Origin of the sequence: Cognatiluteimonas telluris, assembly GCF_011320095.1 — a bacterium.
Lineage (GTDB): Bacteria > Pseudomonadota > Gammaproteobacteria > Xanthomonadales > Xanthomonadaceae > Cognatiluteimonas > Cognatiluteimonas telluris.
Genome location: NZ_JAANOY010000006.1, coordinates 14,447 through 38,469, shown reverse-complemented (window position 1 = coordinate 38,469; position 24,023 = coordinate 14,447). Strand labels below are relative to the sequence as shown.

Annotated in this window: 17 protein-coding genes, 2 tRNA genes and 3 rRNA genes; 7 read left to right on the top strand and 15 right to left on the bottom strand. The window is 66.3% G+C overall.

Annotated elements, in window-relative coordinates; all coding sequences use genetic code 11:
• Positions 1-324: 324 nt before the first annotated feature.
• The 5 genes from rrf to G7B67_RS05695 form a co-directional block, all read right to left on the bottom strand.
• Positions 325-438, bottom strand: a 5S ribosomal RNA gene (gene rrf, locus G7B67_RS05715).
• 167 nt (positions 439-605) lie between these two features.
• Positions 606-3,488 (bottom strand): 23S ribosomal RNA (locus G7B67_RS05710).
• 241 nt (positions 3,489-3,729) lie between these two features.
• Positions 3,730-3,806: transfer RNA gene (locus tag G7B67_RS05705), tRNA-Ile, on the bottom strand.
• 27 nt (positions 3,807-3,833) lie between these two features.
• Positions 3,834-3,909, bottom strand: a tRNA-Ala gene (locus G7B67_RS05700).
• A gap of 108 nt (positions 3,910-4,017) precedes the next feature.
• Positions 4,018-5,562, bottom strand: a 16S ribosomal RNA gene (locus G7B67_RS05695).
• Together the 16S, 23S and 5S rRNA genes with 2 tRNA genes alongside form the textbook arrangement of a ribosomal RNA operon.
• A gap of 462 nt (positions 5,563-6,024) precedes the next feature.
• Here G7B67_RS05695 and G7B67_RS05690 point away from each other — a divergent pair.
• Both G7B67_RS05690 and G7B67_RS05685 read left to right on the top strand, forming a co-directional pair.
• Complete coding sequence (locus G7B67_RS05690) at positions 6,025-6,471, top strand: DUF192 domain-containing protein (RefSeq protein WP_166209251.1); 447 nt, start codon at positions 6,025-6,027, stop codon at positions 6,469-6,471.
• Between the two features lie 55 nt (positions 6,472-6,526).
• Positions 6,527-7,372: a SirB1 family protein gene (locus G7B67_RS05685; protein ID WP_166209248.1), complete on the top strand. Its 846-nt coding sequence runs from the start codon at positions 6,527-6,529 to the stop codon at positions 7,370-7,372.
• A 9-nt stretch (positions 7,373-7,381) separates the two neighbouring features.
• On the opposite strand, the gene G7B67_RS05680 is transcribed toward G7B67_RS05685, so the two are convergent.
• The gene (locus G7B67_RS05680) at positions 7,382-7,576 is read right to left on the bottom strand and encodes a rubredoxin (protein WP_166209245.1); all 195 of its coding nucleotides are present in this window, start codon (positions 7,574-7,576) and stop codon (positions 7,382-7,384) included.
• Positions 7,577-7,668: 92 nt separating this feature from the next.
• On the opposite strand from G7B67_RS05680, the gene thiE reads away from it, so the two are divergent.
• The 3 genes from thiE to G7B67_RS05665 are packed head-to-tail and all read left to right on the top strand — an operon-like array spanning position 7,669 to position 10,779.
• Positions 7,669-8,346: a thiamine phosphate synthase gene (thiE, locus tag G7B67_RS05675; RefSeq protein ID WP_166209416.1), complete on the top strand. Its 678-nt coding sequence runs from the start codon at positions 7,669-7,671 to the stop codon at positions 8,344-8,346.
• Positions 8,346-9,635 carry a glutamate-1-semialdehyde 2,1-aminomutase gene (hemL, locus tag G7B67_RS05670; protein ID WP_166209242.1) on the top strand — a complete coding sequence of 430 codons (1,290 nt, stop codon included), beginning with the start codon at positions 8,346-8,348 and terminating at the stop codon, positions 9,633-9,635. Before thiE ends, hemL begins: the two co-directional genes overlap by 1 nt.
• Before the next feature lie 4 nt (positions 9,636-9,639).
• Positions 9,640-10,779 (top strand): trans-sulfuration enzyme family protein, encoded by a 1,140-nt coding sequence (locus G7B67_RS05665; RefSeq protein ID WP_243412264.1) that lies wholly within the window; start codon positions 9,640-9,642, stop codon positions 10,777-10,779.
• 116 nt (positions 10,780-10,895) lie between these two features.
• Here the strand turns inward: G7B67_RS05665 and G7B67_RS05660 are convergent, their stop codons facing one another.
• The 8 genes from G7B67_RS05660 to mpl all read right to left on the bottom strand — a co-directional run bounded on the left by G7B67_RS05660 (position 10,896) and on the right by mpl (position 20,437).
• Positions 10,896-11,318: a VOC family protein gene (locus tag G7B67_RS05660; RefSeq protein WP_166209236.1), complete on the bottom strand. Its 423-nt coding sequence runs from the start codon at positions 11,316-11,318 to the stop codon at positions 10,896-10,898.
• 126 nt (positions 11,319-11,444) lie between these two features.
• Positions 11,445-12,224, bottom strand: coding sequence for a hypothetical protein (locus G7B67_RS13280; protein WP_207780875.1), 780 nt, complete (start codon positions 12,222-12,224; stop codon positions 11,445-11,447).
• Between the two features lie 80 nt (positions 12,225-12,304).
• Positions 12,305-14,551, bottom strand: a complete 2,247-nt coding sequence (locus G7B67_RS05650) for a two-partner secretion domain-containing protein (protein ID WP_207780874.1) — start codon at positions 14,549-14,551, stop codon at positions 12,305-12,307.
• Positions 14,552-14,598: 47 nt separating this feature from the next.
• A complete protein-coding gene (locus G7B67_RS05645; protein WP_243412263.1) occupies positions 14,599-16,266 on the bottom strand; it encodes a ShlB/FhaC/HecB family hemolysin secretion/activation protein in 1,668 nt (555 codons plus the stop codon).
• A gap of 454 nt (positions 16,267-16,720) precedes the next feature.
• Positions 16,721-17,539, bottom strand: a complete 819-nt coding sequence (locus G7B67_RS05640; RefSeq protein WP_166209233.1) for an SDR family oxidoreductase — start codon at positions 17,537-17,539, stop codon at positions 16,721-16,723.
• 104 nt (positions 17,540-17,643) lie between these two features.
• A complete protein-coding gene (locus G7B67_RS05635) occupies positions 17,644-18,306 on the bottom strand; it encodes a protein kinase family protein (RefSeq protein WP_166209230.1) in 663 nt (220 codons plus the stop codon).
• A gap of 184 nt (positions 18,307-18,490) precedes the next feature.
• Positions 18,491-19,051 (bottom strand): LON peptidase substrate-binding domain-containing protein, encoded by a 561-nt coding sequence (locus tag G7B67_RS05630; RefSeq protein ID WP_166209227.1) that lies wholly within the window; start codon positions 19,049-19,051, stop codon positions 18,491-18,493.
• Positions 19,052-19,069: 18 nt separating this feature from the next.
• Positions 19,070-20,437 carry a UDP-N-acetylmuramate:L-alanyl-gamma-D-glutamyl-meso-diaminopimelate ligase gene (gene mpl / locus G7B67_RS05625; RefSeq protein WP_166209224.1) on the bottom strand — a complete coding sequence of 456 codons (1,368 nt, stop codon included), beginning with the start codon at positions 20,435-20,437 and terminating at the stop codon, positions 19,070-19,072.
• A 151-nt stretch (positions 20,438-20,588) separates the two neighbouring features.
• Here mpl and G7B67_RS05620 point away from each other — a divergent pair, with 151 nt between their 5' ends.
• Positions 20,589-21,884 carry a S1 family peptidase gene (locus G7B67_RS05620; RefSeq protein WP_166209221.1) on the top strand — a complete coding sequence of 432 codons (1,296 nt, stop codon included), beginning with the start codon at positions 20,589-20,591 and terminating at the stop codon, positions 21,882-21,884.
• Positions 21,885-21,984: 100 nt separating this feature from the next.
• On the opposite strand, the gene G7B67_RS05615 is transcribed toward G7B67_RS05620, so the two are convergent.
• Positions 21,985-22,563: an adenylate kinase gene (locus G7B67_RS05615; protein WP_166209218.1), complete on the bottom strand. Its 579-nt coding sequence runs from the start codon at positions 22,561-22,563 to the stop codon at positions 21,985-21,987.
• Positions 22,564-22,720: 157 nt separating this feature from the next.
• Between G7B67_RS05615 and G7B67_RS05610 the strand changes: the two genes are divergently transcribed.
• Positions 22,721-24,010, top strand: a complete 1,290-nt coding sequence (locus G7B67_RS05610) for a 6-phosphofructokinase (RefSeq protein ID WP_166209215.1) — start codon at positions 22,721-22,723, stop codon at positions 24,008-24,010.
• The last annotated feature ends 13 nt before the right edge of the window (positions 24,011-24,023 follow it).

Below are 24,023 nucleotides of genomic sequence, written 5' to 3'. Positions count from 1 at the left end.
CCTGTCGGTTCCCGCCGGTGCGCTGGCACCGGAGCCCTGCGCGTCGTCGCTGTCGGACACATCGGCAGGTGGGTGGGCCTTCAGCGGCGAAGCCGGTGCCGGCGGTTCCGGGAAAGCATGATCATCGAAAAAGCCCCTGCCATCGCCGCTGGCGAAACCCGCACCAGCTGGGCGGTGCTGCTTCGACCCTGGTGCTGTGGTGGCCTGGATTCCCAAGCTTGGTCGCCAGACCATCGCGGATGCCAACCAGGGCCATTGCATCCGAAAAAATCCGAGGCCAAAGAAAAACCCCGCAGCTTTTGGCTGCGGGGTTTTGGGGTAAGACCCTGGCGATGACCTACTCTCGCATGCTAGATGCACACTACCATCGGCGCATGTGCGTTTCACTTCCGAGTTCGGGATGGGATCGGGTGGTTCCACACAGCTATTGTCACCAGGGAGAGGGTGGAGGGTCGCAAGTCTCGATGCATTGAGTTGCGCGCACGCTCTCGTTGGGTGCCTCGGACAAACCGGATACCGGTCCGCCGTCGGCGAATAAGTTGAAGACGTAGCGAAACTAAGGTCGGTATCGACGCGTCGTCGATGCCAAGGCCACTTGAGGTTATATGGTCAAGCCACACGGATCATTAGTACTGGTTAGCTCAACACATTGCTGTGCTTACACACCCAGCCTATCAACCACCTAGTCTTGATGGTTCCTTCAGGGGACTAAAGTCCCGGGAGATCTCATCTTGAGGCGCGCTTCCCGCTTAGATGCTTTCAGCGGTTATCGCTTCCGAACATAGCTACCCGGCAATGCCACTGGCGTGACAACCGGAACACCAGAGGTTCGTCCACTCCGGTCCTCTCGTACTAGGAGCAGCCCCTCTCAAATCTCCAACGCCCACGACAGATAGGGACCGAACTGTCTCACGACGTTCTGAACCCAGCTCGCGTACCACTTTAAATGGCGAACAGCCATACCCTTGGGACCGACTACAGCCCCAGGATGTGATGAGCCGACATCGAGGTGCCAAACACCGCCGTCGATATGAACTCTTGGGCGGTATCAGCCTGTTATCCCCGGAGTACCTTTTATCCGTTGAGCGATGGCCCTTCCATACAGAACCACCGGATCACTAAGACCTACTTTCGTACCTGCTTGATCCGTCGATCTTGCAGTCAAGCACGCTTATGCCTTTGCACACAGTGCGCGATGTCCGACCGCGCTGAGCGTACCTTCGTGCTCCTCCGTTACTCTTTGGGAGGAGACCGCCCCAGTCAAACTACCCACCATACACGGTCCCCGACCCGGATTACGGGCCCAGGTTAGAACGTCAAGCACGACAGGGTGGTATTTCAAGGTTGCCTCCACCCCAGCTAGCGCCAGGGTTTCATAGGCTCCCACCTATCCTACACAGACGAACTCAACGTTCAGTGTAAAGCTATAGTAAAGGTTCACGGGGTCTTTCCGTCTTGCCGCGGGAACGCTGCATCTTCACAGCGATTTCAATTTCACTGAGTCTCGGGTGGAGACAGCGCCGCTGTCGTTACGCCATTCGTGCAGGTCGGAACTTACCCGACAAGGAATTTCGCTACCTTAGGACCGTTATAGTTACGGCCGCCGTTTACTGGGGCTTCGATCAAGAGCTTCGCCTTGCGGCTGACCCCATCAATTAACCTTCCAGCACCGGGCAGGCGTCACACCCTATACGTCCACTTTCGTGTTTGCAGAGTGCTGTGTTTTTGATAAACAGTCGCAGCGGCCTGGTCACTGCGACCCCTCTCAGCTATAGCTCGCACGAGCCACCAAAAGGGGTGCACCTTCTCCCGAAGTTACGGTGCCATGTTGCCTAGTTCCTTCACCCGAGTTCTCTCAAGCGCCTTAGAATTCTCATCCTGCCCACCTGTGTCGGTTTACGGTACGGTCTGCATGAGCTGAAGCTTAGGAGATTTTCCTGGAAGCGTGGTATCGGTAACTTCGCCCTAAAGGGCTCGTCTCGCTGCTCGGCGTTAATGACCCCCCGGATTTGCCTAAGGGATCCGCCTACCTGCTTTCCCCGGGACAACCAACGCCCGGTATACCTAACCTTCTCCGTCCCTCCATCGCACTCATGCGAGGTGCTGGAATATTAACCAGCTTCCCATCGACTACGCATTTCTGCCTCGCCTTAGGGGCCGACTCACCCTGCGTCGATTAACGTTGCGCAAGGAAACCTTGGGCTTTCGGCGTGCGGGCTTTTCACCCGCATTATCGTTACTCATGTCAGCATTCGCACTTCCGATACCTCCAGCGGACTTCTCAATCCACCTTCAACGGCTTACGGAACGCTCCTCTACCGCGCATAACAAAGTTATGCACCCCAAGCTTCGGTTTACTGCTTAGCCCCGTTAAATCTTCCCCGCAGACCGACTCGACCAGTGAGCTATTACGCTTTCTTTAAAGGGTGGCTGCTTCTAAGCCAACCTCCTGGCTGTCTGTGCCTTTCCACATGGTTTTCCACTTAGCAGTAAATTTGGGACCTTAGCTGTGGGTCTGGGTTGTTTCCCTTTTCACGACGAACGTTAGCACCCGCCGTGTGTCTCCCGAGTAGTACGTGTTGGTATTCGGAGTTTGCCATGGTTTGGTAAGTCGCAATGACCCCCTAGCCATAACAGTGCTCTACCCCCAACAGTATTCGCTCGAGGCGCTACCTAAATAGCTTTCGAGGAGAACCAGCTATCTCCGGGTTCGATTAGCTTTTCACTCCTAATCACACCTCATCCCCTACCTTTGCAACGGGAGTGGGTTCGGGCCTCCAGTTGATGTTACTCAACCTTCACCCTGGGCATGACTAGATCACCCGGTTTCGGGTCTACTGCCTGCGACTATGCGCCCTTATCAGACTCGGTTTCCCTTCGCCTCCCCTATACGGTTAAGCTCGCCACAAACAGTAAGTCGCTGACCCATTATACAAAAGGTACGCCGTCACCAAACAAGTTGGCTCCGACTGCTTGTACGCACACGGTTTCAGGTTCTATTTCACTCCCTTCACCAGGGTTCTTTTCGCCTTTCCCTCACGGTACTGGTTCACTATCGGTCGGTCAGGAGTATTTAGCCTTGGAGGATGGTCCCCCCATGTTCAGACAGGGTTTCACGTGCCCCGCCCTACTCAATTTCATCGATAAGGCCCTTTCGCATACTGGGCTGTCACCATCTATGGCCAGTCTTTCCAGACTGTTTTGCTAGAACCAAATCGACTTTTGGGCTTCTCCCCGTTCGCTCGTCGCTACTTAGGGAATCTCGGTTGATTTCTTTTCCTCCGGGTACTTAGATATTTCAGTTCCCCGGGTTCGCCCTGCATGGCTATGTATTCACCATGCAGTACTCCTTGCGGAGTGGGTTTCCCCATTCGGACATTGCCGGATCAAAGCTTGTTGCCAGCTCCCCGACACTTTTCGCAGGCTGCCACGTCCTTCATCGCCTCTGACCGCCAAGGCATCCACCGTGTGCGCTTATTCGCTTGACCATATAACCCCAAGTCGCCTCGGGACCATGTCGTTGCGAATACAAACGACTATCACTTCAAATGTTGGAATGCCTTCCGGCATTCCGCCTTAGCCTTACGAAACGCCTGGATCCTCATCCAAACGCTCGCTACGTCTTCGTTGTCAAAGAACGCGACACCGGCTTCAGCGCCAGGTCGCTTCAAATCTTTATGTGTGCGCAGATTCATCCAGAGGCAGACGAGCATTTCGCCAAGTGGCGAGTGGTGGGTCTGGGAGGACTCGAACCACCGGCCTCACCCTTATCAGGGGTGCGCTCTAACCACCTGAGCTACAGACCCAATGTGTCGTCGTGTTCGTTGCCCAGGTGGTGGAGCCAGTCGGGATCGAACCGACGACCCCCTGCTTGCAAAGCAGGTGCTCTCCCAGCTGAGCTATGGCCCCATGCCCGGAAAGGCATTGGACACAGATTCCCGCGAGCGGGTTTCTGTTCTCTGGATGCAGGTCACTTGTGCGGACGCCTGACAGGCAATTACCTGTCTTTTTGTCTCTAAAGGAGGTGATCCAGCCGCACCTTCCGATACGGCTACCTTGTTACGACTTCACCCCAGTCATGAATCACTCCGTGGTAACCGTCCCCCTTGCGGTTAGACTAGCTACTTCTGGAGCAACCCACTCCCATGGTGTGACGGGCGGTGTGTACAAGGCCCGGGAACGTATTCACCGCAGCAATGCTGATCTGCGATTACTAGCGATTCCGACTTCACGGAGTCGAGTTGCAGACTCCGATCCGGACTGAGATGGGGTTTCTGGGATTGGCTCACCCTCGCGGGATCGCAGCCCTCTGTCCCCACCATTGTAGTACGTGTGTAGCCCTGGCCGTAAGGGCCATGATGACTTGACGTCATCCCCACCTTCCTCCGGTTTGTCACCGGCGGTCTCCTTAGAGTTCCCACCATTACGTGCTGGCAACTAAGGACAAGGGTTGCGCTCGTTGCGGGACTTAACCCAACATCTCACGACACGAGCTGACGACAGCCATGCAGCACCTGTCTCACGGTTCCCGAAGGCACCCCTCGATCTCTCAAGGGTTCCGTGGATGTCAAGGCCAGGTAAGGTTCTGCGCGTTGCATCGAATTAAACCACATACTCCACCGCTTGTGCGGGCCCCCGTCAATTCCTTTGAGTTTCAGTCTTGCGACCGTACTCCCCAGGCGGCGAACTTAACGCGTTAGCTTCGATACTGAGAGCCTAGTTGCTCCCAACATCCAGTTCGCATCGTTTAGGGCGTGGACTACCAGGGTATCTAATCCTGTTTGCTCCCCACGCTTTCGTGCCTCAGTGTCAGTGCTGGTCCAGGTAGTCGCCTTCGCCACTGGTGTTCCTCCCGATCTCTACGCATTTCACTGCTACACCGGGAATTCCACTACCCTCTACCGCACTCTAGCCTGCCAGTATCCAATGCAATTCCCAGGTTGAGCCCAGGGCTTTCACATCAGACTTAACAAACCACCTACGCACGCTTTACGCCCAGTAATTCCGAGTAACGCTTGCACCCTTCGTATTACCGCGGCTGCTGGCACGAAGTTAGCCGGTGCTTATTCTTCCGGTACCGTCATAACCCCGGGGTATTAACCCGAAGCTTTTCTTTCCGGACAAAAGGGCTTTACAACCCGAAGGCCTTCTTCACCCACGCGGCATGGCTGGATCAGGCTTGCGCCCATTGTCCAATATTCCCCACTGCTGCCTCCCGTAGGAGTCTGGACCGTGTCTCAGTTCCAGTGTGGCTGATCATCCTCTCAGACCAGCTACGGATCGTCGCCTTGGTGGGCCTTTACCCCGCCAACTAGCTAATCCGACATGGGCTCATCCAGTCGCGCGACGCCTTGCGGTCCGCCGCTTTCACCTCTCGGTCGTATGCGGTATTAGCGTAAGTTTCCCTACGTTATCCCCCACGACAGGGTAGATTCCCATGTATTCCTCACCCGTCCGCCACTCGCCACCCAGGGAGCAAGCTCCCCTGTGCTGCCGTTCGACTTGCATGTGTTAGGCCTGCCGCCAGCGTTCACTCTGAGCCAGGATCAAACTCTTCACTTAAGTTTTTCGGCGTTCGGTCCATAAGGACTTTCCGGCCAATGCTTTGAGTGCAGACTTCGCTCCAGGGCTCGAAATCACTCGCTGGCTGAACCTTGCGGTTCGCCATTTGAATTGACTTGTTGCTCTGTTACGAACGTCTGCAAGATGGACAGTCATCCACCTGCCAGACGCCCGCACAAGTCACCTGCGCACACTGTCAAAGATCGTGGGGAGAGGCCTCAGCGCCTGTCCCGTTTGGCCTGCACCGAAGTGTCTGACCGAGCCGCACATCATACATGCATTTTTGGGAACGTCAACACCTCGTGAGGAGATTTTTTCGTTCCCGCCGGGGCTGCGCTTGGCTGCCGCCCCTGCAAGGCCGCGCATTGTGCACGGCAACATCGCGCTTGGGAAGGGGGTGGCCGACTTGACGCAAAACACGGCCTCTCCCATGGTCCGGCTTCCCCTCGATGGAGACCCGACATGCGCCTGCCTGCCCTCCTGCCGGCCCTGTGCCTCCTGATCGCCGGCTGTGCCAGTGCTGGCGCGCCGTGGGTGGAGCTGGCCGGCAAGCGCTATGCGGTGGAGGTGGCGAATACCGATGCCGCCCGCGAGCACGGGCTGATGTTCCGCAAGCACATGGATGCCGACCACGGGATGCTCTTCGTGCACGAGCGGCAGACGCCACTCGCGTACTGGATGAAGAACACGCTCATCCCGCTGGACATCCTGTTCTTCGACAACCAGCGCAGGCTCGTGTCACAGCAACGTGACGTTCCACCCTGCACGCTCGGCGATGCCTGCCCCGCATATCCGAGTGCGGCGCCCGCGCGCTACGTGCTCGAGCTCAACGCCGGACAGGCATCGAAATTGTCGCTGCTCGATGGCGCGACGCTGCGCATCGATCCAGCGGTCGTCGTCGCCCCCTGAACCGCCGAGGTCGAAACCCTTGCACGACACGACACCGCGGCGCACGCTCGCCTCCATGCGCGCAGGGCTCACGCTTCCCGACTGGTATTCGCTCGCCGGGCTTGCCGACGAATCGTTGCCGCTGCTTGCCACTGCGCTGCTGATCGCGCGCGACGAATACCCGCAGCTCGACCCCGAAGCCTGCGACACGCTGCTGCAGGACCATGCCGAGCAGTTGCGCGGCGAGATCGAAGCCATCGAGCCATGGCCGCTGAAGATGCAGGCGATCAACCGCCACCTGTTCGAGGAACTCGGCTACGCCGGCAACCACGACCAGTATTACGACCCGCGCAACAGCTATCTCAACCAGGTGTTCGAGCGCCGCCTGGGCAATCCGATCTCGCTGGCGATGGTCCAGATGGAAGTCGCGCGCAGGCTCGGCGTGCCGCTGGATGGGGTGTCGTTTCCGGGACACTTCCTGGTGCGCCTGCCGGTCGACGACGGCGTGCTGGTGATGGATCCATTCAACCGCGGGCGGCCGCTGGATGAAGAAGAGCTGCGGGCGCGGGCGCGGCCCCACCTGGGCGGCGAGATGCCCGACGACGAGGCGCTGTACCGCATCCTGAGCCCGGCCTCGCATCGCTCGATGCTGATGCGCATGCTGCGCAACCTGCACGGGGTCTACAGCGACGACGATGACTGGGAGCGCGCGGTGCGCTGCTCCGATCGCATCCTCAAGCTGGCGCCGGACAATCCCGAAGCCCTGCGCGACCGCGGACTGGGCTATTTCCATCTGGGCCATCGCCACGGGGCGCGACAGGACCTGGGCCGCTACCTGCAACTGCATCCGGAAGCAGCCGATGCCGGCTCGCTGCGCGAACGCCTGGTCGAGCTGAGCAGTGGCGGTAGCCGTCCGAACTGAACCCGCCGCTCAGGCCGGCATCATCTCGAAGTCATCCTTGGTGACCCCGCAGTCCGGACAGGTCCACGTCTCCGGAACGTCTTCCCAGCGCGTGCCGGGCGCGATGCCGTCCTCCGGCAAGCCCGCGGCTTCGTCGTAGATGAAGCCGCAGACCACGCACATCCATGTGCGGTAAGCGGTGGCAGTGGCGACGGCGTCGTTCATTCACGGATGGCGTGGCAGCGGGCCGCCATTGTCCCACCGCGCGCGGTGGACCGGAAGACGATAATGCGCGCTCGATGACAGCGGACGACAGCATGGTCGACGGCAAGCACGCGCAGGCGCCAGGCGATGGCGGGAAGCGACCGCTGCTTGCGCGCGGCCTGTACCTGATCACCCCGGACGACACCGACAGCGCGCGCCTGTTCGCCCGCGTGCGACCCCTGCTGCCGCAGGCCGCCTGCCTCCAATACCGCAACAAGCGCGCGGACGCCGCGCTCCGAAGGCAGCAAGCCGGTGGCCTGCGCGGGCTTTGCAGCGATGCCGGCGTGCCGCTGATCGTGAACGACGATCCCGCACTGGCGATGGCCGTCGGTGCGGATGGCGTGCACCTGGGCGAACACGACGGCGCCATCGCCACCGCGCGCGCGCTGCTCGGCTGCGAGGCGATCATCGGCGTGTCCTGCTACGACGATGCGGCGCTCGCGCGCGACGCGGCCGCGCAGGGCGCCGACTACATCGCCTTCGGCGCGTTCTTCCCGTCACCGACCAAGCCGAATGCGCGTCGTGCCGGGATCGGGCTGCTGCGCGAGGCGCAGGGCCTGGGGCTGCCCTGCGTGGCGATCGGTGGCATAACGCCGGACAATGCGCGCGCCTTGATCGACGCCGGCGCGGACCTGCTCGCGGTGGTCAGCGGCGTCTTCGATGCCGCCGATCCGATCGCCGCCGCGCGGTCCTATGCCAACTGCTTCATTTCCCCTGCCCCGGATGCCTGATGGATACCCAACGCTCGCATGACCTGTTTTCCCGCGCCACCGGGCTGATTCCGGGGGGCGTCAACTCGCCCGTGCGTGCATTCAAATCGGTGGGCGGCGAGCCATTCTTCGTGCAGCGCGCGGAAGGCGCGCACCTCATCGACGTCGATGGCAACCGCTACATCGACTACGTGGGCTCGTGGGGCCCGATGATCGTCGGCCACAACCACCCGGCGGTGCTCGACGCCGTCATCCGCACCGCGCGCGACGGCTTGAGCTTCGGCACGCCCAATCCGCTGGAAGTCACCATGGCCGAGGCGATCACGCGGCTGGCACCCAGCTGCGAGATGGTGCGGATGGTGAACTCCGGCACCGAGGCGACGCTGTCGGCGATCCGGCTCGCCCGCGGCGCCACTGGGCGCGCGCGCATCGTCAAGTTCGAAGGCTGCTACCACGGCCATGGCGACTCGTTCCTTGTCAAGGCCGGCAGCGGCGCGCTGACGTTCGGCGTGCCGACGTCGCCGGGCGTGCCCACGGCGCTGGCCGACCTGACGCTCACCCTGCCCTACAACGACTTCGATGCCGCAACGGCGTTGTTCGACGCGCGTGGCAGCGAGATCGCGGGCCTGATCATCGAACCGGTGGTGGGCAATGCCAACTGCCTGCCGCCACGCGAGGGCTTCCTGCAACACCTGCGCACGCTGTGCACGCGCCATGGCGCGCTGCTGGTCTTCGACGAAGTGATGACCGGCTTCCGGGTCGCGCTCGGTGGCGCGCAGGCGCGCTACGGCGTGGCGCCGGACCTGACGACCTTCGGCAAGATCATCGGCGGCGGCATGCCGGTGGGCGCGTACGGCGGGCGACGCGAATTGATGCAGCAGATCGCACCCAGCGGGCCGATCTACCAGGCCGGCACGCTCAGCGGCAATCCGGTCGCGATGGCAGCGGGGCTGGCGATGCTGGAGCTGATCCAGGCGCCGGGCTTCCATGAAACGCTCGAAGCGCGAACCAACGCACTGTGCGACGGCCTCGAAGCGGCGGCGCGCGATGCCGGCGTGGCGTTCACCACCAATCGTGTCGGCGGCATGTTCGGGCTGTTCTTCAGCAGCGAGCGCGTCGACACCTACGCGCAGGCGATCGCCTGCGACGCGGCCGCCTTCAACCGCTTCTTCCACGCGATGCTCGAGCGTGGCGTCTATCTCCCGCCGTCGGCTTACGAGGCGGGATTCATGTCCGCTGCGCATGGCGATGAAGAGATCGCGCGCACGATCGAGGCCGCGCGCGCGTCGTTCGCCGTCGCAAGGGGCTGATCCGGTGACCACATCGCATCCCTGGCATCCGGCCACGCTGGCCGTCCGCGCCGGCGCCGAGCCCGACGCCGAAACCGGCGCCGTCGCGCCACCGATCCACCTGGCGACGACTTTCCGCCACGGCCCCGCCGGTGAACGCATCGCCGGCTACGAATACCAGCGCGAAGGCAACCCGACCCAGGACCGGCTGGAAACCGCACTGGCGGCGCTCGAAGGCGGCCAGGCCGCGCTCGCCTTCGGCTCCGGCATGGCGGCGATCAACGGCCTGCTGGAAACCCTCGCGCCCGGCGCCCGCGTGCTGATCCCCGACGACTGCTACAGCGGTCTGCGCTACCTGGCGCGTGAGTTCCTGCCCCAGCGCGGGATCGCCGCTGTCGCTGTCGACATGGCCGATCCCGCAGCGGTCGAAGCCGCCTGCGCGGCATCGGTGGTCATGGTGGTCTGGGTGGAGACTCCGTCCAATCCGCGCATGAAGATCAGCGACATCGCCGCGCTGGCGGACATCGCGCACCGGCATGGTGCACTGCTGGCCTGCGACAACACCTTCGCCACGCCGGTGCTGCAGCAGCCGCTGGCGCTGGGCGCGGACGTGGTGATGCACTCGACGACCAAATACTTCGGCGGCCACAGCGACGTGCTGGGCGGCGCGCTGGTGTTCGCCCGCCGCGACGGGTGCCATGACCAGGTCGCGCATCGGCGCCACATCACCGGTGCCGTTCTGTCGCCGTTCAGTGCCTGGCTGACGCTGCGCGGCTGCCGTTCGCTGCCCGCGCGGATGGCGATGCATTGCGCCAATGCGCGCGCGCTCGCGGCCTTTCTGGTCGCGCATCCGGCGGTGGAATGCGTCAACTATCCAGGACTCGCGTCGCATCCCGGCCATGCCATCGCCGCGCGCCAGATGTCCGACTACGGTGCGATGCTGAGCGTGCTGGTGCGTGGTGGCCGCGAGGCGGCCCTCGCCGCGGCGGGCAGGCTGCAGTTGTTCACCAACGCCACCTCGCTGGGCGGATGCGAATCGCTCGTCGAGCACCGCGCTTCGGTGGAAGGCGCCCACCCCGTCTCGCCGCAGAACCTGCTGCGGGTGTCGGTCGGCCTGGAGCATGCCGACGACCTGATCGCCGACTGGGCGCAGGCGCTGGGCTGACCGGCGCCGCGCGCCTGGCGGGAGCGTTTCGGCCGCGCGCGCGTTCCCGCGCGAACGCGTCGCCGCGCCCGTCGCTCCAACCGCACGCATCGGGCCGGCCCGCCAGGACAGGCGGGCTACCAGGCGCCGATATTGGGCATCGAAATCCACGGTTCGCGCGGCGGCAGCGGATCGCCCTCCTGCAGCAGCTCGATCGAGATCAAGTCCGGCGAACGCACGAACGCCATGTGGCCATCGCGCGGCGGGCGCTGGATCGCCACCCCCATCGCCTGCAGGTGCGCACATAGCGCGTAGATGTCCTCGACGCGGAAGGCGAGATGGCCGAAATTGCGCGCGCTCCCGTAATCCTCGTCGGCATCCCAGTTGTGGGTGAGTTCGATTTCCGCATCCGGGCTTTCCGGCGCCGCCAGGAACACGAGCGTGAACCGGCCCGCGGCGTGATCGTGCCGGCGCACCTCGCGCAGTCCCAGGCCGTCGCAATAGAACCGCAGGGACGCCTCGAGGTCGCGCACGCGCACCATCGTGTGGAGATATCGCATCGCAGCCTCCCGATTCCCAACAACGCGCATTGTGAAAGCATCCCGCGCGTGTCGCGAACGACCGGTGACGCCAGCCCGTCACGGCGCCTGGATCGCGGCCCATGCGGAATTGGCGGCTACCGTGGCCTACGGTCGACCGAGCGCATCGGGTGGAGGCATGCCGATGCCCGCCGCCGGCCTGGCGGTGTCCGATGACCGCGGCGGTGGCAGCGCGGCTGGCGACCGTGCATCCGGTCGCTTGAACATGTCCTGCGCGCGACTCGTCTCCGGCAGGATGTACACCACGCCGCTGGTCGCCGCGAATGCCGGATGCACGACGGTGTCGTAGAACCCCACGGGCACGTTGATGCAACCGTAGGAGATCCGGTTGTCATCCGCGGTCGGGCTTTGAAGGCGTTGCGCACGATGCTCGGCCGGCGTGCCCTCGACCACGCGGTGCAACGCGATCGCATTGTCGTAGTCGATCCAGAGGATGTCCTGGCCGTGCAGGTCGCGGCCCGGCGATGCGATGAAACGCCCCGCGGGCGTGCTGCGTTCGCCCGGTCCGATCTGCGCCATCGTGCGGTCGCCGAGTCCGGCGACGGCGCCGTCGCCCTTCGCCAGGCCCAGCAACGCTGGCGCGGACCCGTCCAGGTGACCCAGTGCGTCGAGCACGAACACCGTGGCGTTGAGCTTGTCGACGATGACGTAGGGCATGCCCTCGTTGTCACCGGTGCGCGCGACCCAGCCAGCCACGTAACGCACCTCGGGGGATGCCGCCTCCAGCGGCGATGACGCGCCCGCCGGCGGGCCGGCAGGCGCCTGCGGTGCCGTCGTCGCCACCGGCGCAACGCGGCCAGGCTCCTGCCGGACCGCGGCGTCCGCGTCCGCCAGCAGCACACCCGAGATGCACAGCAGGAGGACCACCAGTGCGGGCCGCGGAATCGCCCGCAGCCCGCATCCGCCTGCACCCACCCGGTTGAGGAGCATCGTCGTCCCGGCCCGGATCAGTTGCGGTACGGCTTGGGCTTCAGCACGGGGACCACGTGCGGCACCTTCTTCGGCGGGCTGACCACGCTCAGGGTCACCGGCGGGGGCGGCGGCGGCGGCGTGACCACGACCAGCGTATCCGGCGGCGGCGGCGACACGACGACGCCCGGCGGCGGCGGGGTGTAGATCGTGGTGACCGGCGGCGGCAGCGGCGTCCCTGGCGGGGTGCCCGGCGGCGGCGGCGTCACGGGCGGCGGCGTGACCGGCGGCGGCCCGGTGTAGATGCCGCCCGTCGTATGGGCCACGACCGGGCCGCAGCAATTGAAGGGCAGCGCATAGGCGCCCGCGTCGGGGCCGGCGAGCGTGTAGCCGGTGAAGGTGATCCGCTTGTTGGTGCCGGTCTCGGGCGAGTCGAAGTTGGCGCTGGCGTTCGGCCCGGCGACGAGCATGACGCCGAGCGGATCGCCCTTCAGGCCCGACAGCGTCGTGGTCGTCGTCCCGTCCTGTGTCTTGTCGCCGCCGGCGGCGAAGACCAGCATGTACTGGCTCAGCGCCGCGCCCTCGGTGAGGGTGAAGTACTTCGAATAGTCGGTCGGCGCGGTGTAGGACACCGGGTTGTAGTAGATGTTCACCGGAGCCGCCGTCACCGTCGCCGGCGGTGCCAGCGAGTCGAAGATCACGGTGCCGCCGGCGATGCCGGGACCGGTGCCGTCGGTGTCGGCGCTCAGCGTCAAGCCCAGCGGAAGGCCCAGGCTGCGCGTCGGATCGGCGGTTCCGCGCGTCAGCGTGATCGCGCCGAAGATGTTGATGTTGTTGGCGGCGCAGATCAGCAGGTTGCCGTCGGTGACGGTGATGGCCGCGCGGTCGTTGACGTCGCGGCCGGCGCTGAGCAGCACGCTGCCGTTGGTGGTGGTGATGGCCGCATTGACGTTGACATCGCGGCTGCAGCACGTCGCCACGTTGCCGTTGGTCGCGGTGATGGCGGCGTTGATGTTGACGTCGCGATCGGCGTTGAGCGTCAGCGTGGTGGGATCGCCGCTGGCCGACCAGCTGACGGCATCGTTGACGTTGATGTCGCCGTGGTCGGTGCCGGTGCCCGTGGTGGTGATGGTGATGTTGTTGGTGACCAGCTGCGCGGACAGCGTGGAGCCGGCGATGTTGTCGCCAGCCGCACTGCCGATGGTGAAGTCCTGCGGGTCGATCAGCCATTGCCCGGTCGCGCCCCTGGCCGAGGCCGTGGTCACGGCGGCGGTCTTGCCAATCCTGACGTGCGCGGCGGAGGTTTCGACGAAACCGCCATCGCCGCCACTGGGCGCGCTGGCATCCAGCTTGCCGGACACGTTGACGGTCCCCGACTGCTTGTCCGCGAGCAGCAGGATCGTGCCCTCATGGTTCTGCAGCGTCCGCGCCTGGATCAGGCCGGTGTTGTTGACGACGGTATCGAGCATGTCGCCGGCCGCCTGCGCGGTCAGCACGACGTGCCCGCCATCGGCGCGGATGACGCCGCCGTTGGTCACCGCGGCATGGACCGCGCCCTTGGTGACGGCCACCTGCAGCAGGCCGTCGCCGGCAACGTCGAGGGTCACATCCGTGCCCGCGGCCAGCACGACCGTGCCCAGGCGCGCGGAGATCACGCCCTGGTTGCTGACATTCCTGCCCATCAGCGAGACATAACCGCCGTTGGCGGCGGTGATGCTGCCCTTGTTCACCACGGCGCCGGAACCTGCGCCGGTGAAGGCATAGCGTCCGGCCATGAAATCGGAGTTGCGGATGCCCATGGTGGTGGCGACCAGCCCGCCGACGTTCACCGAAGCGCCATTGCCGAAGAGGATGCCGTTGGGATTGACCAGGAAGATGTTGCCGTTGCCGCTGAGGCTGCCCAGGATCACCGACGGATCCGAACCGATCACCCGGTTCAACGCCACCGAACTGCTGCCCGGCTGGACGAAGACGACCGACTCACCGGCACCGATGCCGAAGCTGTCCCAGTTGATGATCAGGTTGCCGGTGGACTGGGTGATCCTGGTGACGGCGCCGGTGTTGGAGATGTTGCCGACGCCGGCCACCACCACGCCGCCGGTGGGGCCGCTGGCATAGCTGGCCGTCGCGAACGCGAACAGCATGGATGCCGAGAGGGTCGAGATCGCAAAGCGCGCGCCGCCGCCGGCCGGATGGGCCGATGGCCGCCCATTGGCGCGATGCCGGCCCGTTGCTGCGTCACGGTCGGTACCCAGGACGCGGTTGGAGCGAAGACTGGTGTTCATGGTGGATCCTTGTTTGCGCGTAGGCGCCCCGGTGGGGGCAGGGCACGTCAGAAAAACTTGATCGCCTGGATCCAGAAGCGGCCGGACGTGTCGGGCGCCGACATCGCCTCTCCGCCGCCGAGCTTGCGGGCGTAGTACGTACGCACCGCGAAGTTGCCGGGCTCATCCCACGTCAGGCCCAGTCCCCCGCTGCCCAGCGTCCGGCTGTTGTCGCCCGCACCCCAGGGGTCCTTGTTGATGGTCACGTGGCCACCGTCGACGAACGCGAGCAGGTGCACCTGGCCCGGGACATGGCCCGACAGGCCGGCGAGCAGCAGGCTCGCTTCGAGGCTTCCCACGTACCCCTGGTCACCGAAGGCCTCGCCCTGCGGATAGGCGCGCACGCCGTCCATGCCGCCGAGGACCATTTTTTCCGACTGGTCGAGGTTGCCCGAGGCCAGCTGGCCGGTGACCGAGGCACGCAGCGAGAAGACGTCCGTCACCCGCTGGACCCGCGACGCGTTGAACCAGAGTTTCTGGTAGGCGCCATTGGTGCGCGCGCTCGCGGCATCGGCGACCAGCGCCTGCGGCGTGCGGATGTCCAGCGAACCCGCCGTCAGCGCGAGGGTGAACGCCGTCATGCCGCCGCCGCCGAAGCCGTCCTGGTGGTTGCCATAGAGCGTTGCGATGCCCGCATGCGCCTTCTTGTCGGTCACCGCGTCGAACAGGTCGATCCGGTCCTGGAACGTCCGGTCTTCATAGGCCAGGCCCGCGTACAGGTTGGTCGCGCGCGACCGGGCCAGGGTGACCGTGCCGAACACGCTGGCGACCTCGGCCGAGCCATTGGCATCGAGTACTTCGAACTTCTTCCCCAGCTCGTAATCGAGCTTGCTGTACGCCACGCCCGCCGCGAAGCGTGCGCCGAACGGCATCTGATAGGACACGCGGCCGTACCGCAGGCCGGGGCCCGAGGTCAGCAGGCGCAGGCTGGCGACGTCGCCACGGCCCAGCGGGTCGTTGAGGTTGAGCGTGGCGCCGACGCGCGCTTCGCCGGTGTAAGGGTTACCGGCGTTGTCGGCGTCGACGCTGCCCGACAGCAGGGGGCCTGGCGCGACATCGACGACGAGGTCGGACGTGCCCGGCGCCTGTCCCGGGACCAGCGTCGATGTGGTCCTGACGCCCGGAAGGTCGGACAACAGCAGCAGACGGCTTTCCAGCGGCGCCAGCTCGATCGGTCCGGCGGCATCGACGCCGGCGAGCCTGGCCATCGCCACGTCGTCGGACAGACGGCTGGAATTGCGCAACGTGACCTTGCCGTACGTCCCTTCGACCACGGCGATCGTCACCACATGGCGGGTGACGTCCTGCGGCGGAAGATACGCGCGTGCCACGAAATAGCCGTGGTGCCGGTAGAACTCGGTGATCCGCGCGGCCATCGCTTCCAGCTCGGCCAGCGTCAGGTTGGAGCCCGGCTTGAACTGCGTCGCGGCGACGAGTTCCGCGGCACCGAACCGGGTCGCTCCGGTCACGCTCAACGCGTCGACCCGCACCCGGACCGCATCGGCGCCGGGCGCCACCGGCGCCGTGCCTTCTTCGATGCGGATGCTCGGCTCGGCGGCCTGCGCCTGGGGCGCAGGCGGCAACTGCTGCAGCAGCGACCCCGCCTGGGGGATCTGCTGGGCAATGGCGCCCTGGCCGAGCGTCAGCAGCACCAGCGGTAACAATTTGATTTTCACGATGGGTTCCTGGTTGTGTCGCACCGGCAACCCACGGATCGACGAAGGGTCGTCGATCACGTCTGTGGCAAGCGTTCCGTGACAAGCGTGGAGAGCGAGCCCCGCCTGGCGCGGAGGGTTCGCTGGAAGAAATATCGAAGGTCGTGCTGCAGTGGCCGCGTGGTGTGGATTCGCCTGCTCCCCGCAGGCCCGGATCCGACTGTGGCGACCTCATGTCCCGCGAATCGGCGACTGGCGCATTCGCCAGTCGCAACGGGGACTCCTATGACGCAGCCAGTGGGCGCCGCACGCAATGAACAGCAAGTGAAACCAGCGCCTTCGCATCGACAACTGGAACGGCAGGCTCACTATCGCCGCGAATCGCGAGCGTCATCGGCGGATGGATCCAGCGATGCCGCGCGCTTTGGCGTCGGCAATCCGCGCGTGTGAGTCCTAGACGAGCTTGGGCGGACGGTCAGTCCAGGAACAGGTCCGGCAGCAGGCGCTGCGACGGATCGACCGCGTACTGCGAGAAATCGTTGACGCCGGCGGCGCGCAGCACGTCCTCGTCGATCAGGAAGCGGCCACCGCCCTCGCGCGAGGACTGGACCAAGATCGCGTGCGCCGCGTCGGCGACGATCTCCGGTTTGCGGCACCACGCCGGATCCACGCCCGGAATCATGTTGATCGCGTCGGTCGCGATCACCGTGCGCGGCCACAAGGCATCGACCGCGACGCCCTGCGGGCCGAATTCGGCTGCAAGGCCAAGCGTCACGAAACTCATGCCCATCTTCGCCAGCGTGTAGCCGGTGTGCGCGCCCCACCACTTGGGATCCAGCGACGGCGGCGGCGCCAGGGTCAGGATGTGCGGGTTGGGCGCCTTCAGCAGCGCCGGCAGGCAGGCCTGCGCGCACAGGAAGCTGCCGCGCGAATTCACCTGCTGCATCAGGTCGAAGCGCTTCATCGGGGTGTCGAGCGTGCCGCGCAACCAGATCGCGCTGGCATTGTTGACCAGGATGTCGATGCCGCCGAAGGTGTCCAGCGTGGCCGCCACGCAGGCGCGGACCGCGTCTTCGTCGCGGATGTCGCATTGCAGCGGCAGCGCGCGCCCGCCGGCGGCTTCGACTTCCGCCGCGACGCTGTGGATCGTGCCGGGCAGCTTGGGGTTGGGTTGCGCGGATTTTGAGGCGATGACGATGTTGGCGCCGTCGCGCGCGGCGCGCAGCGCGATCGCGCGGCCGATGCCGCGCGAGGCACCGGTGATGAAGAGGGTCTTGCCGGACAGGTTGGACATGCGTGGTAGGCCGAAGTAAGGGGACAAACGCCGGCGTACGGTGCCACATCGCCCGCCCGCCGTCTTCCCGGCCGCCCGCCGTCTTCCCGGCCGGACGTCGCCGCTCAGGGCTTGGGGCCCTGCCCCTCGTTGTCTTCCCAGTGCAGCAGGCGGCGGGTGATGAAGCGATAGACCGGTTTGCCGGTGGCGAACCAGGCTTGGCGCAGCCACGAGCGCCGCCGCAGCAGGCGGCGTTCGACCGGCGTCAGCGCCTGCGGGCAATAGGTGCGCTTGTGCTTGAGCAGGTGGCGCAGGTCCTCGCGGGCGAGCAGGCGCATCCAGCGCGAACGTGCGCGCCCGCGCACGGCGAGCTGGAAATCGATCAGCGCCGGGGTGCCGTCGCTGAGCACCAGCCAGTTGGCTTCCTTGGCCAGGTCGTTGTGCGCGACGCCGCGCCGGTGCAGCGCCTGCAGCAGCCGGCGCGCGCGGCGGAAATACGCCAGCTCGCCGTGCGGCGGCCGCTGGTACATCGCCGCGCCCTCGAGATAGCTGCGATCGAGCACGCGCCCGTCCCAGCGCAGCAACTGCGGCGTGGCGGGCATCCCGGCGATCGCCTGCAGCGCGCGCGCCTCGCGGCGCGCCAGCCACCACGCCGGCAGCCACAGCCAGCGCGGCACGTGGCGCAGGTCGCGACGGACGAACACGCCCTCGCGGCCACGCATCAACGCGATGCGGCCGAAGCTGTCGGCCTTGAGCGCCTGGATCTCGATCGCATCGGAGGTGGACATCGCGACAGTCTAGAGGAGCGCGCGACGGCGACCGGATGCCTGGCTCCCCGCATGCGCCCGGACGGAGCCGGGTTCGTAACACACCCATGATCCGTAGCCCGGGTAAGGCGGAGCCGCACCCGGGGCGTGTCGCGAAGGCCCCGGGTGCGTTGCGCTTACCCGGACTGCGGGGCCGGTGACGCCGTCAGGCGACCAGCGTCAGCAGCCGATCCAGCCGCGCGTGCGGGTCGTCTTCCTGCAGCAGCGCCTGCCGATGGCGCTCGGCCAGCGGCAACAGCTCCGCCAGGCGCCAGCCGACCCAGGCGGCATCGTCCAGCCGCGCCGCCTGCGCATGCTCGCCGCCGAGCTGGTCGAGCATGTGGCCGAGCACCAGCGCGAGCGTGGCGTGTTCGGGCCGCAGCTCGTCATCGCCGTCGACATCACGCCAGTCGACCTCGGTGAGGATCAGGCCGTTGTCGCGCACGCGCGTGCGCCGCACCTGGAAGCGGCGCCCGCCGCGCAATCGCAACGTCAGCAGGCCATCGGCGCCATTGGCGAAGTCCTCGATCCGCGCGTGGGTGCCGATCGCCGCGGTGCCGGCCTCGGGCGCCTGCAGCCGCAGGCAGGCACCGAACCCGGCGTCATTGCGGCCGCTCTCTCGCAGCAGGTCCAGGTAACGCGGCTCGAGCATCCGCACGCTCATTACGGCGCCGGGCAACAGCACCGATGGCAACGGCAGCAGCGGCAGTGAGGGCGATGCGCTCATCGCCGGCCAGCCTGCGCCTCAGGCCTGCAATGCGGTGAGAAACCGCCGGGGCGCGCCGTCGAAGCCACCGTTGGACATGAACACGACATGGTCGCCGGCGCGTACGCGCTGGCACAGCTGCGCGATCAACGTATCGGCATCGGCCACGCCGACGCCTTCGCCATCCAGCGCCGCGATGACCTGGCCCGCGTCCCACGCCAGCTCCGGCCGCTGCAGGAAGACCACCACGTCGGCGTGGGCCAGCGACGGCGCCAGCGCGTCGGCGTGCGCGCCCAGGCGCATCGAATTGCTGCGCGGCTCCATCGCCACCACGATCCGCGCGGCACCGACTTTCGCGCGCAGGCCGGCGAGCGTGGTCGCAATGGCGGTCGGATGGTGGGCGAAATCGTCGTAGACGGTGATGCCATCGTGTTCGCCGACCACTTCCATCCGCCGCTTGACGCTGCGAAAGGACGCCAGTGCCGGCAACACGCCCGCGACGTCGACACCGACCGCGTGCGCGGCCGCCAGCGCCGCCAGCGCGTTCATCACGTTGTGCCGCCCCAGCAGCGGCCAGCGCACCTCGCCCAGTTCACGGCCCTGGTGCACGACGACGAATGCGCTGCCGTCGTCATTGCGCAGGCGCGCGGTCCATTCGTAATCATCGCGCCCATCCAGGCCGAAACGCTCGACCGGGGTCCAGCAGCCCATCGCCAGGACTTCGGCCAGCCGCTCGTCCTCGCCGTTGACGATCAGCCGCCCGCGCCGCGGCACTGTCCGCACCAGGTGGTGGAACTGGCGCTGGATCGCGGCGACGTCGGGAAAGATGTCGGCGTGGTCGTATTCGAGGTTGTTGAGGATCGCCACCAGCGGCCGGTAGTGCACGAACTTGCTGCGCTTGTCGAAGAACGCGGTGTCGTACTCGTCGGCCTCGACCACGAATTCGCGCCCGCGGCCCAGGCGCGCCGACACGCCGAAATCCTCGGCCACGCCCCCGACCAGGAAGCCGGGTTCGCGCCCCGCGGCCTGCAGCAGGAAGGTCAGGATGGTGGTGGTCGTGGTCTTGCCGTGGGTGCCGGCCACGGCCAGGGTGTCGCGGCCGGGCAGGACGTTTTCGGCCAGCCACTGCGCCCCCGACGTGTAGGCGCGGCCCGCGTCGAGCACCTGTTCCACCGCCGGATTGCCACGCGACAGCGCATTCCCGACCACGACCTGGTCACAGTCCGGGGCGATGTTGTCCGGCGCATATCCTTGCTGCAGTGCAATACCCAGCCGCTCGAGCTGGGTGGACATCGGCGGGTAGACGGCCTGGTCGCTGCCCTCCACGCCAAGGCCGAGTTCCCGCGCCAGCGCGGCCACGCCGCCCATGAAGGTGCCCGCGATGCCGAGGATGTGGATTTTGTTCATGTCTCCATTGTCGCCGATCGGGTGGTTTCACTTGCAGCACACGGGACGCTGCCAGAGGATCGGGCGTGCGGACCCTCCGTCAGCTGCGATTCATCGCGCTCCCGCCCCGGGTCCTGCACTCCTCGACATCCATGCAACAGGAGAAATGCTGATGCGCAAGTTTGCTTCCCGGGCCAAGCGCGGCCTGCTCGTGCTCTCGCCGATGACCTTGGCCGTGGCCATGGTGGCGACCGCCGCCCCGGCCACGTCCGCTGTCTCCCCCACCCTGCGCGCGGTGATGCAGCGCGACCTGGGGATGTCGTCGACGCAGCTGTCGCAGTACCTGAAGATCGAGCGCCTGGCGACGCAGAAGCAACACGCATTGGCCAAGGCCCAGGGCCGTCATTTCGCCGGCAGCTGGATCGAGCAGGCGGCCAACGGCCGTTACCAGCTGGTCGTGGCCACCACGTCGATCCGTCCGCAGAAGGCGCCCGCCGGCGTCGTGATCCGCCAGGTGCGCCATGACGTCGCCCAGCTCAACGCCTCGAAGGCCCGGCTCGATGCCGTGCTGGCGCAGGGCGGCAGGGCGCCCAAGGGCGTGTACAGCTGGTACGTCGACCTGCCGAGCAACAGTGTGGTCGTCACCGTCGGCCAGGGCCATCAGCGCGCCGGGGCCAACTTCGTCGCCGCCAGCGGTGCCGACGCCCGCACCGTGCGCCTGGTCACCAGCGATGAGCAGCCCAGCCTGCGCTCCACCCTCAAGGGCGGCCTGGGCTACCTGCGCGATCCCGGCGACGGCTACCTCTATGCCTGCTCGATCGGCTTCAACGTCACCAAGAACGGCGCACCGGGCTATGTCAGCGCCGGCCACTGCGGCGATGCCGGCGAGCCGGTGTACCTGGAGGGTTCGCCGCAATGGACGATCGGGCCGCAGATCGGCTCGTTCGCCGCCTCGACCTTCCCCAAGCCAGGCGGCACCGGGCCGGACTACTCCTGGATCCAGGTCTCGTCCGGCAACACCAGCCTGCCGACGGTCTACGGGTGGGGCAAGGGTGACGTGACCGTCACCGGCCACACCGAAGCCGCCATCGGCGCGGCGATCTGCCGCTCCGGGCGCACCACCGGCTGGCACTGCGGCACGATCCAGGCCAAGGGCGTCACCGTCAATTACAGCACCGGTGAAACGGTCCAGAACCTGACCCAGACCACCGCCTGCTCCGAGGGTGGCGATTCGGGTGGCTCGTACATCAACGGCACCGGCCAGGCGCAGGGCGTGTTGTCCGGCGGCAGCGGCAGCTGCAAGGGTGACAAGAATCCGATCCCGTTCTTCGGCGCCAACAGTGTCTCGACCCGCGGCAAGCCCGGCGGCGGCGGTGGCGGTGGCACCAGGTCCCGGGCCACGACGTTCTTCACGCCCGTCAATCCGATCCTGCAGGCCTACGGCCTGACGCTCCTGACCGGGAACTGAGCCCCACGCCGCATCGCGACACGAAAACGCCCCGGATTCCGGGGCGTTTTTTATTGCCTCGAAGGCTCGTCGGTGGCCGTCGTGCGGCGGCCCCCGTGTTTCAGCCGACCGCGCGCACCGGCGCGATCGCTTCCAGGATCCGGGTGAACACCTCGTCCAGCGTGCCGACGCCGTCGACCACGCTGAGCTTGCCCTGCTGGCGGTAGAAGTCGACCACCGGCGCGGTCTGCTCGTTGTAGATCGACAGCCGCTTGCGCACCGACTCGGGGTTGTCGTCGGCGCGGCCCTCGGCCTGGGCGCGGCCGGCGATGCGCTGGACCAGCAGTTCGCTGTCCACGTCCAGCTGCACCGCGCAGTCCATCGGCTGGCCGATGCGCGCCAGCAACTGGCCCAGCGCGCTGGCCTGGGCCAGGTTGCGCGGATAGCCGTCGAGGATGAATCCGCCCGCCGTATCCGGCCGCGACAACCGGTCTTCCAGCATCCCCAGCAGGATCGCGTCGGACACCAGGTCGCCGCGCGCCATGATTTCCTTCGCTTCCAGGCCGAGCTTGCTGCCGGCGGCGACTTCCGCCCGCAGCAGGTCGCCGGTCGAGACGTGCGGCACCTGCAGGTGCTCCTTCAGCCGCGCGGCCTGCGTGCCCTTGCCGGAGCCCGGCGCGCCCAACAAAACCAATCGCATCGAACACTCCAGATCGGGACGCGGGCCAGGCCAGCGCGTCGGACGGTCGCTCACGTGGGCGCCGAGCGGCCCGGACTACACTCGCCGGGCCCGTCGCGCCCCGCCAAGCGGCGGGCCAGCTTACCGCATCCCGGCGATCGATCCGACGAGGTGCCCCATGGCAAAACGAGCGACGCCCGCCGCGCCGACGCTGCTGTACGCCCAGTCCGGCGGCGTCACCGCCGTCATCAACGCCACCGCCGCCGCGGTGATCGAAACCGCGCGCGCCCATGGCGTGCGGGTCCTGGCCGGCCGCAACGGCATCCTTGGGGTGCTGCGCGAGGAGCTGGTCGACACCTCCAGGGAATCGGCGGCGGCGCTGCGCGGCCTGGCGCAGACCCCCGGCGGCGCCTTCGGCTCGTGCCGGGTGAAGCTCAGGTCGCTGGACGAGGACCGCGCGCGCTACGAGCGCCTGCTGGCCGTGCTCCGGGCGCACCACGTGCGCTGGTTCCTCTACAACGGCGGCAACGACTCGGCCGATACCGCGCTGAAGATGTCGCGGCTGGCGGCGGAATTCGCGGCTGTCGATGGAGGCGCTCCGCTGACCTGCATCGGCGTGCCCAAGACCGTCGACAACGACCTGGCGGTCACCGACTGCTGCCCGGGGTTCGGTTCGGCGGCGAAATACACCGCCATCTCGGTGCGCGAGGCGGCGCTGGATGTCGCCGCGATGGCCGACACCTCCACCAAGGTCTTCGTCTACGAAGCCATGGGCCGCCACGCCGGCTGGCTGGCCGCCGCCGGTGGACTGGCCGGGCAAGGGCCGGACGACGCGCCGCAGATCATCCTATTCCCGGAGCGGCCGTTTGACGAAAACGCCTTCGTCGACCGGGTCAAGGAGACCGTCGAACGCGTTGGCTGGTGCGTCGTGGTCGCCAGCGAGGGCATCCGCAACGCCGATGGCCGCTTCATCGCCGATGCCGGCGCCGGGACGGACTCCTTCGGTCACGTGCAACTTGGTGGCGTCGCCGCGCACCTGGCCGCACGGGTCAAGGAACGTCTCGGACTGAAGGTCCACTGGACCCTGCCGGACTACCTGCAACGCTCCGCGCGGCACATCGCCTCCAAGACCGACCTCGACCAGGCGCAGGCGGTCGGCAAGGCCGCGGTGAATTACGCGCTGGAGGGCATGAACGCGACGATGCCGGTGATCGTGCGCACGTCCAATGCGCCGTATCGCTGGAAGGTCGGGGCCGCGCCGCTGGCCAGGATCGCCAACCAGGAGAAGAAGATGCCGGCGAATTTCATCCGCAAGGACGGCTTCGGCATCACCGCGGCGGCACGCCGCTACCTGGAACCGCTGATCCGCGGCGAGGCGTATCCGGACTACGGCCGCGATGGGCTGCCGCGTTACGTTGCGCTGAAGAATGCGCTGGTCAGGCCAAGGCTGTCGCCCTGGGAGGGGTGAGTTGCGGTGGTGG

Excerpts from the sequence above, each read along its gene's own strand:
- thiE (WP_166209416.1), top strand. The coding sequence starts at position 7,669 with ATGGTCGACGGCAAGCACGCGCAGGCGCCAGGCGATGGCGGGAAGCGA.
- G7B67_RS05690 (WP_166209251.1), top strand. The coding sequence starts at position 6,025 with ATGCGCCTGCCTGCCCTCCTGCCGGCCCTGTGCCTCCTGATCGCCGGC.
- G7B67_RS05680 (WP_166209245.1), bottom strand. The coding sequence starts at position 7,576 with ATGAACGACGCCGTCGCCACTGCCACCGCTTACCGCACATGGATGTGC.
- G7B67_RS05615 (WP_166209218.1), bottom strand. The coding sequence starts at position 22,563 with ATGCGATTGGTTTTGTTGGGCGCGCCGGGCTCCGGCAAGGGCACGCAG.
- G7B67_RS05660 (WP_166209236.1), bottom strand. The coding sequence starts at position 11,318 with ATGCGATATCTCCACACGATGGTGCGCGTGCGCGACCTCGAGGCGTCC.
- G7B67_RS05640 (WP_166209233.1), bottom strand. The coding sequence starts at position 17,539 with ATGTCCAACCTGTCCGGCAAGACCCTCTTCATCACCGGTGCCTCGCGC.
- G7B67_RS05610 (WP_166209215.1), top strand. The coding sequence starts at position 22,721 with ATGGCAAAACGAGCGACGCCCGCCGCGCCGACGCTGCTGTACGCCCAG.
- mpl (WP_166209224.1), bottom strand. The coding sequence starts at position 20,437 with ATGAACAAAATCCACATCCTCGGCATCGCGGGCACCTTCATGGGCGGC.
- G7B67_RS05650 (WP_207780874.1), bottom strand. The coding sequence starts at position 14,551 with ATGAACACCAGTCTTCGCTCCAACCGCGTCCTGGGTACCGACCGTGAC.
- hemL (WP_166209242.1), top strand. The coding sequence starts at position 8,346 with ATGGATACCCAACGCTCGCATGACCTGTTTTCCCGCGCCACCGGGCTG.
- G7B67_RS05630 (WP_166209227.1), bottom strand. The coding sequence starts at position 19,051 with ATGAGCGCATCGCCCTCACTGCCGCTGCTGCCGTTGCCATCGGTGCTG.
- G7B67_RS05620 (WP_166209221.1), top strand. The coding sequence starts at position 20,589 with ATGCGCAAGTTTGCTTCCCGGGCCAAGCGCGGCCTGCTCGTGCTCTCG.
- G7B67_RS05635 (WP_166209230.1), bottom strand. The coding sequence starts at position 18,306 with ATGTCCACCTCCGATGCGATCGAGATCCAGGCGCTCAAGGCCGACAGC.
- G7B67_RS05685 (WP_166209248.1), top strand. The coding sequence starts at position 6,527 with ATGCGCGCAGGGCTCACGCTTCCCGACTGGTATTCGCTCGCCGGGCTT.